Origin of the sequence: Bradyrhizobium ivorense, assembly GCF_900696085.1 — a bacterium.
Classification (GTDB): domain Bacteria; phylum Pseudomonadota; class Alphaproteobacteria; order Rhizobiales; family Xanthobacteraceae; genus Bradyrhizobium; species Bradyrhizobium ivorense.
The window spans coordinates 712293-725243 of sequence record NZ_CAADFC020000028.1 but is presented as its reverse complement, the minus strand read 5'-3'; the positions used below and the strand labels follow the sequence as shown (position 1 = coordinate 725243).

14 protein-coding genes are annotated in these 12951 nt (G+C 64.6%); 4 read left to right on the top strand and 10 right to left on the bottom strand.

What is annotated here, in order from left to right:
- Positions 1 to 197: 197 nt before the first annotated feature.
- The 4 genes from CI41S_RS34540 to CI41S_RS34525 form a co-directional block, all read right to left on the bottom strand.
- The gene (locus CI41S_RS34540; protein ID WP_139863465.1) at positions 198 to 1025 is read right to left on the bottom strand and encodes a hypothetical protein; all 828 of its coding nucleotides are present in this window, start codon (positions 1023 to 1025) and stop codon (positions 198 to 200) included.
- Between the two features lie 39 nt (positions 1026 to 1064).
- Positions 1065 to 1322 (bottom strand): hypothetical protein, encoded by a 258-nt coding sequence (locus CI41S_RS34535; RefSeq protein WP_139863464.1) that lies wholly within the window; start codon positions 1320 to 1322, stop codon positions 1065 to 1067.
- 93 nt (positions 1323 to 1415) lie between these two features.
- Positions 1416 to 2852 carry a YCF48-related protein gene (locus CI41S_RS34530; RefSeq protein WP_139863463.1) on the bottom strand — a complete coding sequence of 479 codons (1437 nt, stop codon included), beginning with the start codon at positions 2850 to 2852 and terminating at the stop codon, positions 1416 to 1418.
- 70 nt (positions 2853 to 2922) lie between these two features.
- Positions 2923 to 4755, bottom strand: coding sequence for a hypothetical protein (locus CI41S_RS34525; protein ID WP_139863462.1), 1833 nt, complete (start codon positions 4753 to 4755; stop codon positions 2923 to 2925).
- A gap of 230 nt (positions 4756 to 4985) precedes the next feature.
- On the opposite strand from CI41S_RS34525, the gene CI41S_RS34520 reads away from it, so the two are divergent.
- Positions 4986 to 5390, top strand: a complete 405-nt coding sequence (locus CI41S_RS34520; RefSeq protein WP_430650057.1) for an META domain-containing protein — start codon at positions 4986 to 4988, stop codon at positions 5388 to 5390.
- Positions 5391 to 5405: 15 nt separating this feature from the next.
- On the opposite strand, the gene CI41S_RS34515 is transcribed toward CI41S_RS34520, so the two are convergent.
- Positions 5406 to 6080 (bottom strand): hypothetical protein, encoded by a 675-nt coding sequence (locus CI41S_RS34515; protein ID WP_139863460.1) that lies wholly within the window; start codon positions 6078 to 6080, stop codon positions 5406 to 5408.
- Positions 6081 to 6278: 198 nt separating this feature from the next.
- On the opposite strand from CI41S_RS34515, the gene CI41S_RS34510 reads away from it, so the two are divergent.
- Positions 6279 to 6851 (top strand): bifunctional transcriptional activator/DNA repair enzyme AdaA, encoded by a 573-nt coding sequence (locus tag CI41S_RS34510; protein WP_139863576.1) that lies wholly within the window; start codon positions 6279 to 6281, stop codon positions 6849 to 6851.
- Positions 6852 to 6869: 18 nt separating this feature from the next.
- Positions 6870 to 7337 (top strand): PaaI family thioesterase, encoded by a 468-nt coding sequence (locus CI41S_RS34505; RefSeq protein ID WP_139863459.1) that lies wholly within the window; start codon positions 6870 to 6872, stop codon positions 7335 to 7337.
- Between the two features lie 49 nt (positions 7338 to 7386).
- Here CI41S_RS34505 and CI41S_RS34500 read toward each other — a convergent pair whose 3' ends face one another.
- Complete coding sequence (locus CI41S_RS34500; protein WP_139863458.1) at positions 7387 to 7914, bottom strand: ester cyclase; 528 nt, start codon at positions 7912 to 7914, stop codon at positions 7387 to 7389.
- A gap of 252 nt (positions 7915 to 8166) precedes the next feature.
- Between CI41S_RS34500 and CI41S_RS34495 the strand changes: the two genes are divergently transcribed.
- Positions 8167 to 8409 carry a hypothetical protein gene (locus CI41S_RS34495; protein WP_139863457.1) on the top strand — a complete coding sequence of 81 codons (243 nt, stop codon included), beginning with the start codon at positions 8167 to 8169 and terminating at the stop codon, positions 8407 to 8409.
- Between the two features lie 31 nt (positions 8410 to 8440).
- On the opposite strand, the gene CI41S_RS34490 is transcribed toward CI41S_RS34495, so the two are convergent.
- The 4 genes from CI41S_RS34490 to CI41S_RS34475 form a co-directional block, all read right to left on the bottom strand.
- Positions 8441 to 9574, bottom strand: a complete 1134-nt coding sequence (locus CI41S_RS34490) for a hypothetical protein (protein ID WP_430650062.1) — start codon at positions 9572 to 9574, stop codon at positions 8441 to 8443.
- Between the two features lie 190 nt (positions 9575 to 9764).
- Positions 9765 to 11084 carry a tetratricopeptide repeat protein gene (locus CI41S_RS34485; protein ID WP_139863455.1) on the bottom strand — a complete coding sequence of 440 codons (1320 nt, stop codon included), beginning with the start codon at positions 11082 to 11084 and terminating at the stop codon, positions 9765 to 9767.
- Between the two features lie 14 nt (positions 11085 to 11098).
- Entirely contained in the window at positions 11099 to 12301 is a 1203-nt protein-coding gene (locus CI41S_RS34480; protein ID WP_139863454.1) for an AAA family ATPase, read from the bottom strand.
- Complete coding sequence (locus CI41S_RS34475) at positions 12298 to 12867, bottom strand: hypothetical protein (RefSeq protein ID WP_139863453.1); 570 nt, start codon at positions 12865 to 12867, stop codon at positions 12298 to 12300. The genes CI41S_RS34480 and CI41S_RS34475 overlap by 4 nt, the downstream gene beginning before the upstream one ends.
- Between the last annotated feature and the right edge of the window lie 84 nt (positions 12868 to 12951).

Sequence of the window (12951 nt, the reverse complement as noted above, 5' to 3'; positions counted from 1 at the left end):
TTTCCGGGAAAGATCATCATGCTCAAACAAAGAGCTAAAGCGCGATGACGATTCAACCTGATCTCATCGCGCTTTAGCTGGCGATCCCCGCGGGATTGCCGCGGCCTCGTGGCGAGGAATGCGCGGGCGATTCAGCGGCGCAACCGACAAATCCGCAAAATCGCTGCTTCCAGCGTGTGCGTATCCAACCGCAGTATTCATTGCGATGCTGACAACAAGCCCTGTTCGTCCTCGCGGAACCGCACCCACAGTGGACTGCCTTCGCGCGCCAGAACGCAGGGAAAGCTGTGGTACGCGGCGGTCCGCTTGCAGGTGAGGATGATGTCCGTGCCGGCAGAACAGGATTCGATCGCATCCTCGATCCGGTGCGCGCCATCCGAAGCCATGATCACCATCGTTCCATCGCGTCGCAGCAGCGAGAGGGTCGAGGAGATCGAGGTCCTGGCAACCTCCGTCGGATCACCATCCTCATTCGCAAGCAGATTGTGAAAGATGGCCCCATGGTTCTCGTAGATGAAATGATAGGTCTGTTCGCGCAGGATGATCTCTCGCGGAAACCTGCCAATGTATTGGTCCCGGACGAAGGGAGAGCGACGCGGGCCGTAAAGTCGTGACAGGCACTGTTCGTCGGTAATTTGTTCCGCGATGTGGTCGTACACATCGTCCCGGCGAAATCTCAAATAGGGATTGAGCGGTGTCAGGGAGACGGTGTCGATGATTGCGCGGGGTAACAGGCGGCTTGCTGTTGCACAAGCAACGCCGGCGCCTGGTCCGAGCTCCAGAATTCGAACATCCGCATGATCGCGGTACAGCTCAAGGATCCGGCCGGCGATCGCCGACAGCGGTCGTGCATTGGTATATTTCAGCAGCGGCGCGCCGCCGTCGTGGCGAATGTGGCTATAGTCGTCGGAGATCGGACATTCGCCGCCGCTGTTGTCGCGCCGGTAGTGAATCAGACCATCTTGCTCGGCCCGTCGAATGCCCTGCTCGTACCAGCTCCGTCGATCCGGCCCGATCATGCTCAAGCAAACGACCTCCCGCGGCCTAGCATCGCATCGGGCCGGTCACACAATAGGGCTTGCAGCCGGATTCTGACTTTTCCACCAGTCTAGAAAATCCGCGACCATTTGCGGACTCCAGCGCGGCTCGCCGATCGGCATGCGGCCGCTGGAGACCGAGGCGTGAATCTGCGTCGCGTAGTAGAGAACGCTGGCCTCGTCATGCAAATCCATCACCTTCGGCCAGTTTGCCGACACGCGTTTCATATGCTCGACATCCATATCCGTGAAGTACGCTTTTATCGTCGGCCAGGTCACTGTCATCTCAATCCTCCTGTCATCCATGCCTGAAGCGCAAACATCTGAAGAGCATATCGCCGCTCCGGCCGCAGCCGCGGCCGGCCAATTGGTTCGTCCTTATTTTGGCAATCGAACCGTCTGGCTCTCTCCTGTCCTGCCGTCGACGGACATCCTGCAGATATAGAGGTCGCCGCCGAGAGGCTTCCCGCTGTCGTCCGTGCCGTCCCACGTGATGGTGTGCCGGCCGGCCTTCAGGCTTCTTCCGTCGACAAGCGTCCGCACGTGGAAGGCGAAGTGGTTCCATATCCCAACAAAAACACTCGCGGCATCTTGCGGCAGCACGTAGGTGATTTCGACGGAGCGGCTGCTGAAATTGGCGGTGTGGGACAGCGCCAGACCTGCGGGTTGCGGCGTCGCGCGCCTCGCGGCAGCCATGGCGATCGTCGGCGCACCAGGCGCGGCACGCTTGTAAACCTGCGCTCCGCTGCAATACCCCTTCGAAATCGGGCTGCCGAGGAATCGATAGCGATTGATCCTGATCCGCGGGTCGGTAGCCGGATTACCCGGCACATTGTTTTGCGCGGTCCATGATTTCCCGCCGTCGACGGTCAGACTGTTGAAGAGGCCCTCGAAGTTGTCGGCCCATCCGCCGACCCAGCCGGACTGCCCATCGATGAAGCCAACGCCTTCGAGATCCATGTTGATCGAACGGCCGGCAGCGTCGACGATCGGCAAGCGCACCCAGGTCTCTCCCCCGTCGGATGTCTTCAGAATGGCCGCCGTGGTGAAGTTTTCCAGAGCAACGAAGCCCGTCCTGGCGTCGAGAAATTGAATTTTCCACCCCCACTCGCCGCAATCAAGCCCGTCGACGCCGGCGGCCTTGTTGACCCAGGTCGCACCGCCGTCGGTGGTCTTCAGCACCACCGGCTTGAGCTGCGAATATTGCGGGTGAGTCTCGTAGCCGGGCTTGATTGCGGGACATGAAGATTGCTTTTTTCCACCGACGATCCACCCGGTGTTTTCATCGGAAAAATAGACGTCGATCAGATTGTCGGCGTGCTGGCTCAAATCCGTGTGCGTCCATGTCAGGCCGCCATCGGTGGTCTTGACCAATCCTGGACCGGGCAGGTCCGGATCATTCGTTCCGGCTCCGTAAACGATCCTTTCGTTGACCGCGAACATGCCGCAAATGCCGGCGGGTGAATTGTCGGGCATGTTCGACATGTTTTCCCAGCTTGCACCGCCGTCGGTAGTTCGATGCAGCAGAACCTGCAGATAGTCCTTGTTGCCTGCGTCGAACGCCGTAACCGCCCCGACCCAGCCGATCCTCTCGTTCGCCCAGCCCATGCAGCGCAGATAGGGGAAGCCCTTTGAATTCGGATCGATGAATTTCTTCATCGTCCACGTCTCGCCACCGTCGAGGGTTTGACTGACCTGGCCGTTGCTGTTCACCAGCCAGCCCTTCTGTTCGTCGAAGAACCAGATGTCGTCGGTCCGTGAATTTGCCGTCGGCGAGTTCGTCGCCACCCATTTCCATTCACTTGCCGGGCTCATGGTGGAATCCTCTCGAAGTGCAAATGACGGGGCGCGCGGGCCGGCAGCGTGAAATCAGCTTCCGGACTTTTCAGGGAAACAGTGGGCGTGTAGCGGCCCAGATATGGCTCAGACCTCCGCTGAAACCATCCGGACCGGACGGCGTGCCGAGCATGTTGCCGCCGTCGTCGGAGTGGCAGTCGAAACAGTTGCTCGGCTGGAAGAACGTTTCCATTGTCGAATTGGCCATCTGCGGCGTGCCGGTTATTACGCCCTTGCTTGGCGGGCCGCCGCCGAGCACCCAGGTCGCACCGACCAGCAGGTAGTTCTGGCGCGCATCGCCGGCGGCCAGCAGGCCGATGACGTTCTTGTTGAGCGACACGATATCGGTGTTGTTGGCGGTAAACTGCGCGCTGGACGAAGCGGTCCCCCACGGGTTGATCCGGACGACATCGCTCGGGCCGATCGTCTGGCCGGGCACTGCGTTGAGGGCTGTACCGTTTGGCGTTATGCGCAGATTGTTGGGGTTGGCGGTCGTTGCGCCGGTCGACGAGAAGATCCAGCCGCCGGGCCCATCCGCCGGCTGGGTGCCCACGCCGCTCGCGGTCGTGGTGAAGGTGTATTGCGGATTGGGGCTGTTGTTGACGTGCTCGAACGTGGCCCACAGCATTTCCGGATGATCGAGCGTGCTGCCGACAATGTGGATGCCGACCAGCGCGAGTTTGGTCTGTTTCGTGCCCGACTGAACCGACTGGGTATTGTTGGGCTGAGTCAGCGGCGGATTGTAGGTTGGGATGGTCGCGTCGATCGTGATGTAGTCGTCAGGGTTGGCGAGGCCGGTGGTTTCTATCCATGAGGACTTCACCTCGACAGCCATTGCGACGTTGTCCGGAAATGCGGATTTCGTAAATGGCGCGGGCGCCTGTTGCGCGAAGGTGGTGATCTGGCCGAGACCGCTGCCCAGCGTCGGGAATGTAGTCGGGGTCGGATTGGTGATCTTGTTGTCCTTCATTCCGGTATTGAAGTAGGCCCATACGTCGTTCACCTGGAGCAGGTAGAGCACAAGCGATCCGTTCTGTGCCATCAGCGCGCCGCCACCGGCCTGACCTTCCTCGGTCTGAATCACCGCGCCTGACGTCGTCACCAACTGTGGACGGCCGTTCACCAGCACGGTGTCCGGCCGCAGCGCGAGCGGCGCACCGGTGTCGCTGAACAGCGTCGGCGCGCCGGCGCGCGTCGCCTGGAAGTCGACCGGCCTGTTCGCGCGGTCGAGCAGGATGGGTTTGCCGTCGGGAGCCGCTTGAACGCGCTCGATCTCGACCGGCTGGCCCGCTCTATCGCGCGCCAGCAATCTTCCGTTCGGCCCGACCGCCGCGCGGACGACGTCGTGGAGTTTTCCCTTGCTGTCGAACACGACCTCCTGCCCCTTGTTTCCGCGCTGGCTGATGAGCGGCAGGAATGGCAGGGACCGGCCGGGCGCCGCAGGAATCAGGTCACGTTGACCGTTCGAATCGAGCGGAGACACCGCAAAAAAGACCGGAGAGTCGAACACGTGTGTGCCGCCGCCGGCGCGCGACGGTGCCGGCGAGGTCAGCCAGAGAAACATCTGCGTCGACCACTTGTAGAAGGAGCACAGCGAGTTCGGCGTGAATGCGAAGCTGTTTGCGGGCTGAACGCCGCCGTTCTTCGAGACGCTTCCGGACTCGAATATGCCGCCGAACTCCGCCGGCGTGAAGGCGCAGGTCGACATGACGTTGGGGGGTAGGGTGGTCCCGGCGTTGGCGTCCTGGCTCAAGAACGCAAGCGAAAACGCCGCCAGCAGGCAACGGGCGCTGTGTCGTGTCGCAATGTGATTGTCGAAACTCAACGCATCCTCCCCGGATCGAAACGAAAGGGCGGAGGTAATCAACCTGAAGTTGATCACAGCATTGCGACGAGTGCAATAGAGATTTGCAACCTTGGGGCGTTGTGTCGTCTTGGCTGGTCGAGCGCGCGACCGCCCGGTGGGTTGCAGCGACGCTTTGCCGTGGGCATCACGCCATAGGGGCCTTGGTTCCGGAGATTTTATCGCGCGCGACGCTGGCCAAGCACGGCCTCGTCCCATACAAGGACGGCCGTTGGGCGGCGGCGCAATTTCAGGGAAGCATGATGGCGATGAGGCGGATATTGAACGGCATGGCCGCGCTGGCGCTGGTTGCCGCCGCATTTGCATCGATGTCGGCCGAGGCGCAGGAGGAATTCCCGTTCGGCTTCGTGATGACGCTGGACGCCGCGCGCATGCCGGGCTCGAAGCGGATTCCCTCGATCGAGATCGGCGACGACGGCGAGGTGATCCTCGAGCTCTGGTGCGACGGCGGCAAGGGCAAGTTCTCGGTCGCCGGCAACACGCTCGTCTTCATTCCCGGCGCGATGGAGAACCGCACCTGCTCGCCGGAGCGGGCGCAGGCCGACCGCGATCTGCTCGCCGCGCTCGGCAGCACCGCGACCTGGCAGCGGCAGGGCGAAGCGGTCACCCTGATCGGCAGCAAGTCGCTGCGCTTCCTGATCAACGGCAACTGAGAAAAGTTTCGCCGCTCAGGGCGTCGCGACCAGACCGTTCGCGGTGGCGACGATCCAGCGGTTGCCCCAGCGCACGATCGAATCGACCCGGCCTAGTCCGGGCACGACGTCGCCGCGGGCGACCATCTTGACGCCGTCCGGTCCCTCCAGCACGGCGGTGCCGTCGCGGACCTCGAGCACCGACCATCCGGGCACGGTGCTCGGCCGCGTCTCGGGCCCCGCCGGCTGTGGCTTGGTCGCGAGCGCTGCGGCCTGCGCGTTCAGGGTGGTGGGCGCGGCTCCCAAGGCGGTCGGGCGCGGATTGGCCGTAGTCTTCGGAATGCTGCCGGTGACGGCAGGCTCAGTGTTCGATGCAGTCCGCCGGGTGGCTTCGCCTCGCGCGTTTGGCCGTGTCTCCGCCACGCGCGGCGGCGGCGCTTCCTTCTGGGCCACTACAGCCGGCTCGGGCGCACTCGTGAAGTGATTCCAGCTCACATTGCCGGCCCATCCCAGCACGAAGCTGGCCGCCAGAGCCGTCGCGACCAGCAGCGCGGTGCCGATGCGGTCGGCCAGCGGCTCGCGCAGCAGCAAAGCGGCGTCGTGGTTGGCGTTGGAGAGATCCCAGAGGTCGCCTGCCGGCTCGGCCGACCGGCCGCCAGCCAGATCTGTCGGCCAGACGTTGTCAGGACTGATCGGCGCGCGGTCGTGCATGGCGTGACCTGTGTTCGGATCACGCAAATGATGAGCCCGGAAACTGAATCGAGCCTTAATTTTCGGTGACCGAACTGGGGCAAAGCATGGCCAATCGGTCGCAGGCCGCGTCGGCCCTGCCTGCGCGTGCGGTCGTTTCCGGACGTCGTCTCCGGGAAGCGGGTCGTCATGGCAAGCGGCCGCGCCTATAGCGGGAGCATGCTCGACTTCGCCGCCCAGTATGCTGCCTTTCAACGCCGCGATCCCGCCTGGGACGGCATCGTGTTCGTGGCGGTCAAGACCACCGGCGTGTACTGCCGCCCGGTGTGCCGGGCGCGCACGCCGCTGGCGCGCAACGTCGCGTTCTACGGCAGCGCGGCGTCGGCGGAGCGCGCCGGCTTCCGGCCGTGCCTGCGTTGCCGGCCCGAGGCGGCGCCGTTCTGCCCGGCCTGGAAAGGCACCAGGACGACCGTCGAGCGTGCGCTGGTTCTGATCGAGCAGGGTGCGCTCGATCGCGGCCATGTCGATGCGCTGGCCGAACGGCTCGGCGTCGGCGCGCGGCATCTGTCGCGCCTGTTCGCCGAACATCTCGACGCCTCGCCGCTGCAGGTCGCGCTGTCGCTGCGCGTGCAGCGCGCCAAGCGCCTGATCGATGGCAGCGACCTTCCGATCGATCTGGTGGCGAAGCGTGCCGGCTTCTCCAGCACGCGGCGCATGAGCGCTGCATTCGCTAGACTTTACGGCCGGCCGCCCTCGGCGATGCGTAACAGCAGATCAGCGAACCCCCGGTAAATTTCATGGAGATCGGCAATGACCAAGTCCTATGGCACCGTCAGTGCCGAGCAGAAGCGGCAGATGAGCGGTCTCGAATTCGTCCAGGGGCTCGCCAGCGGCGCGCTGCCGCTCAACACCATCGCGCGAACGCTCGGCTATGACGTTGCGGAGGCCGAGCGCGGCCGCGTCGTTGTCACGTTGGTGCCGACCGACGCGCATCTCAATCCGGCGGGCACGGTGCATGGCGGCCTCACCGCGACGCTGCTCGACAGCTGCATGGGGCTGGCGGTGCAGTCGACGCTCGATGCCGGGACGAGCCAGACCACGCTCGAATTCAAGATATCGCTGATCCGTCCGATCACGCCGGAGACCGGCCCGATCAGGGCGGAGGGACAGGTGCTCAATTGCGGCCGCCGCATCGGCACGGCGGAGGGCAGGGTCACCGATGCAGAAGGCCGCTTGCTCGCCCACGGCACGACGACGTGCCTGATCTTTCCGGCATAGCGTCCTGGAAGCCGGTGCAAGCGCCGGCTTCCAGTTTGGCCGGCCACGTTCAGCGCGCGCTCTCCGGCTGCTTCGGCATGTTGTTCCAGCCAGGCGGCAACGCGCCGCCGGGCCGCGCCGCGGCAGCGTCCTGCTCGGGCAGGCGAATGAGACCGAGCTGCAACATGGCGGTGATCGCGTCTTCCTGGCCGAGCTCCTCGGCGATCCGCCCCTGCTGCAGGCGCAGCACGGTGGTGCCGGCGAACTTCATCTTGCGGCCGGAGGCGGCGGGCAGCGAGCCGAGCCGGAAGTCGCTGAACGCGGGTCCGGTGTGGGTGCCGCCGCCTTCCCAGCGGCCGACGACAAGGTCGCCCTCCGCGACGAGTTGGCCGAGGCCCCGGAAATTGAGGTCGGAAAAGGCTTCGCGAAACTCGGTCATGAACTGCAGCACCGCGGCGCGTCCGCACTTCGGTTCATGCATCGGGTAGTGCACCACGATGTCGGCCGTGGCGAGCTCGTTGACGATGCGCGGATTCCAGGGATTGCCCCAAAACTCCTTGAACCAGCGGGCTACCACGCTCTTGTTCTGTTCTGACATCGGTTCGTCTCCGTTTTCGCTGCCGGCTTTCGCGATCGGCAACACCGGCGTTGCGACGTCGGCAGTCAACATTCGGAGACGGCTGCCGGACCACCCGATTCCCGATCGGATGCGGCGCGGGCCCTTGCGTGAGATTACGCTTTGTCGGCGAGGCGCTTGGCGCAGCTTTGCGCGCGCCGTCGCTGGCTCCGGAATCGGGTGGCTCGCGGAACGACGATGCGAAATCCTGGCCTGAACACAGAGGAGCACATCATGCACAACTTCGACGCCATCGCCGCGTTGCGCGGCGACGGCTTTCGCCCCGAGCTGCGAGCGCTGCTCGATCGCACTGCGACAGCGCGCAGCGCCGAGCTGTTCGTCAGAGCCGACGGGATGCTGCAGTCCGGCCCGAACGCCTCGCCGGTCGTGGCACGCCACAACGTCGTGCCATTCAGGTGCGAGCCTTCCGAGGGCGCCGACGACAAGCGTGAGACGACGAGAACGTCGACAAGTTAGGCGGGGAGGATCACCGTGGCCGCCACAGCCCTCACTTCCACACCGACTTGTCGGCGTCCCAGCGCTGGCCCTTGAATTCCTTGGTCAGCGCGTCGATCGTGCCGTTGTCGTCGCGCGGCTCGCCGCCTTCCTCGTCGCCGCTGGAATCATCGGACAGATTGAGCTTGGCGCCGGCACTGTCGTCCGAGGTCGAGGTCACCGGGCTCGACACCCACAGCATTAGCTTGTCGGTGCTGCCGGGCTTGTCGGGCGAGACCAGCGCGGTGATCTCGAGATTTTCGACGAGGCCCAGCGCCGGATAGACGCCGCTCGGCCGCTTCAGCACCAGCTTCAGCTTGCCGGTGTTGGCGTTCCACGTAGCGGAAGCGGGCTTGGCCTGCAGCGTCCGCGCCAGCACGGCCGAGATCGCGCTCGCGAGCTTGTCCTTGTTGATCTTGTCGCCGCTCGACCAGTCGGCGGCGGCAAAGCGGATGGTGCGGTCCATCTCGACCGCGCCGCTGGTCCACCCCGCCGCGGTCACGCCGGGCATCGCCTTGGCCTTGGTGAGCAGGGCCGAAGCGCGCTCCGGATCGACCGTGAGGTTGATGGTCTGCTCGCCGGCGCGCAGCGCATCGCAGCTCACCGCGAGGCTGGAGGTGCCGATCTCGACCGGTTCGCCCTTCAGGCTCTTGAGGAAGTCGGCCGCGGTGTCGAGCTTGATCCGGACGCCGACCGATTCCGGCGAGACGTCGGTAAAATCCTTCGGCTGCGGCGTGATGCCGTCGTCGGTGGTCTGGTTGTCCAGAAATTCCTTCTCGCTGAGGTCGGAATTGTCCGACGAGGCGACCTCGGTCACGGCCTGACCGATCGTGATCTGGCCGCGGAAGTCAAAGCTGTCGCCGCTCTGCTTGCGGGTCAGCTTGATGCTGACCGGCTGCTTGTCGGCGATGCTCTGGGTCGAGCCGGACAGCGTCTGGCCGTTGACGGTGAGCGTGGCGACGAAGCGGTCCTTGCGATCGGACGCCTTGTCGGCGGGATAGCAGACGTCGAGCACGGCGGCGGTGACGGTCTTGCCCTGGCGCGTTTCCTTGAGAATGACGTCGGCATTGCCGTCCATCAGCCCGTCGATCGCGGTGAAATAGCGCGTTTCGGGCCCGCCGGGCGCCGCTTTCGGCTGGAGCTTCATCTGGGCGAGAGCCGGTGCCGAGGAGACCAGTGTCGATCCAACCGACGACAGCAGAAGAAGAGCGACAGACACAGCGGAGCGCATGCAAACGACCTCGTCACCGATGGGGGCTGATTCGGGCTCACCATCCCAGAAGTGCCGGGGATTTGCGACAGAATTATTGTTGCAGGATCGTTGTCGAAGCCTGGACTCAATGACCGTCCAGCGGCGTTGGAACCGGCGCGTAGTTGCCGAGGACCGGCCGCCGTGTGCCCGCCATATATCTCTCGCGGACCTCTTGCGCGAGATGACGCGCTTTTGCGAGATCGCCGCCGGACAATTGCTTCTCGAGGTCCGCCAGCCGCTTGCGGCCTTCCGACGTGTCCTTGACGTCGTTGGACAGGCGATAGAAGGCATGGGCGCGCACCAGATCGATAGCGGTGCCGTGGCCGTTTTCCAGCATGGTCGCGTAGGCAAAGGTGCAGCGGCTGTCCAGCGTCTGCCGGCTGCATGTCTCCAGCAGCCCCGTGCCACGCACCGGATTGGAATAGCTCGTGGACGGTTTGATGGATGTGTAGAACATGCCGAGCGCGAACATCGCGTCGGGTTCATTTTGCTCCGCGGCGCGCGACAGCCAAGTGATCGCCGGTCCGGCGTCGGTGGTGAGTTGACGGTTGAAGTCGATCAGCCGCGCAAGGCCGAATTCCGACTGCGCGCCGGCGTGACCGCGTTCGGCGGCGCGCAGCAACCAGGCCTCGCCTTCGACCGCGCTCTTGGTGACGCCCAATCCCCTGACCAGCATGATTGCATATTGGAACATCGAATCGGTGTCGCCGCGCTCGGCGGCGCGGCGCATCAGGCCGGCGCCGGCGACCGGATCGACCCGCCCCGCCCAGCCGGTGAAGTAGCCTGCTGCGAGGACGTGGGCTGCCCGCGCATCGCCGGCGTCGATCGCCTGCTGCAGGTATTGCCGGCCGAGCTCGGCATTCTGGTCCTGGCCGCCGTGTCCGAGGATCATGGCAAGGCCGAGGATCGCCATCGCTTTCGCCTCGCCCTGCCTGGCCGCCTGCCTGAGCAATTCGAGTCCCGCCGAATAGCTGCGCGGATCCGGCGACATCAGCGCCGCCGTGCCCTTCACGAGTTGCACGGACGGGTCGTTCGCATCTGTGCCGGCAAGCAGGCGCTCGACCTCACCAGACTGTCGGGCCTGAATGGCGATCGTGGCAAAGGTCAGCTTGGAATGAAGCGGCTCCGGTCTTGCCGCGAAGTAGCTGCCGTCGAACATGACATCGGACAGCATCGGCGGACGTGCCGTCCAGCCCTTGCTTGTGACGGCGCTGGCGATCTTGCTGCCAACCGCAGAGCCGACCCACTTCAGGACGCCGAAATTTGATCCGTGCAGAAAGGCGACGACCACCGCGCCGATCGCGGCGAATTCGAGAAAGCCGCGAAAGCTGCCGTTGCCATGCCAAAGCTGCAACAGGCGCTGCCAAGCGCTCTTCTTGACGGCCGGGAAAATCGACTGGGGCACTGGACCAATTCCAATCAGTTGTTCAAGACTTCGGCCGACTGCGGCTGCAGCGGCTCGGCCGTGGCGTTGCTTCGCGTGACCTCGACGGTGACGCCGGAGCCGCGATCGATCAGGCGGACTTCAACGGCACCGGCCGCGCGGGCATCGATCAGCTTGTCGGTGACTTGGCGCTCGAGCGCCCGCGTCAGATCGCGAACGCCGCCCTGGAGGCGGTTCGACAGCGTCTCAATCGAATCCAGCAGGATCTTCGGATCGATGCCGCCGCCCGCGATCCTGAGGCCGAATTGCTGCGCGATCGCTTCGATCTCGAGCGCGACGACGCGTGCGATGTCGAGCCCCTTCAGCGGACGGAATGCGAACACCTCGTCGATCCGCGACAACACCTCCGGCGCGAATTGGGCGTCGAGCAGCGAGGCCTTGGCGAGGCGCCCACGGTCCTCGGCGGTCTGGTTCTGCTCGGCGATCTCGCCGATCCGGCGCGACGCCGCATTGGTCGTCAGGATGAAGATCGCGTCGCTGGTCGCGACGCGCGCGCCGTCGCTGACCTCGGTGATGAAGCCGTCGTTCCAGGCCGTGAGGAAACGCTTATGAACCTCCGGATGGGCTTTCTCGAATTCGTCGAGCAGTACGATCGAGTCCGGAACGTCACGCAGTGCTGCGGTCAGCGCGCCGTAGGTCTGCGAGCCGACATAGCCGCGCGCCTGGCCGAAAAGGCTGGCTGCCGCGTGCGGCTGACCGAACTGACTCATGTCGAAGAAGTGGAGATGGCCCTTGCCGCCATAAAGTTCGTCGGCCAGCACCTTGGCGAAGTGGGTCTTGCCGGTGCCGGGCGCGCCCGCGAGGCAGAACACCGCGATCGGCTTGTCGGCGCGGCGTGCCGCGAAGCGGCGGCGCAACTGCATGGCGATGCTATGCACTGCATCGTTCTGCCCGATCACCCGGGCAATGATCCTGTCGGCGAGCTGATCCGCGTCGATCGTGACCAGCTTGCCGCTGCGCTGCGCGTAGGCCTGTTCCAGCGAAGCCTTGTTGGTGAGACGATCCAGTACGTCCATGATGAACCTCGGCAGATAGGAGCCCTGATAGAGAAAGATGAAGACCGCGACGACGGCGGCGCCAACGACCAGCGTCCGGGCCAGCGCCGGCGACGCGTGATCGATGGTGATGAGGCCCAGCACGATGAACAGCCGGCCGAGCCATGGATTGAGCCCTGTCATGGCATCACCTCGAGTGTTTCTCCGGGGCTCAGGATGCGAAGCGTCATTGGCCCGTTTCGTGTTGCGAGCGCCACCGTGATGCCTCCGCCCAGGCCGTCCCTCACACCGGTCACTTCGATCGGTGATCCCGGCGAGATCGGCACTGCAACCGGTGTCCAGGCCTTTGAGAGCGTAATATTTTGGGTGAGGCCCGAGGCGCGGACCGCGACGACGTCGCCGTCCGGGTCCATGCTGTCGACGAACACGAGCCAGGCCATCTGCCGCTGGTTCGTCTGGACCGCGCGCGCTATCTCCGATCGAGCCGTCTCGGACACGTCGACCGCGGCAATCGCTGACTTGATTCCGATGCTGTCCTCGGGCGCAACCACCGTCACGACACCCGCGCTCAATTCCTCGGCCGTCGCAGGCGGCGCATTCAGGCCGGTCCTTGCCGCAGGGAAGGCATATAAGGCGCACGACAGCGCGAGGATCGCTGCCAGCACGCCGCCGCCCACCCCGAGATAGGAGCGCGCAGGCATGAGGCTGGGACCGGCAAGTTCCGGTGCAGCGGAGTGATGAGAGTCCATGGACCCGCCCAACAGAGTGTCGGCGCGGAGCGTGCGAGCAAATTCACAACCACTGGGTTAAAGTCGCGCTACCGATCGCGTAGA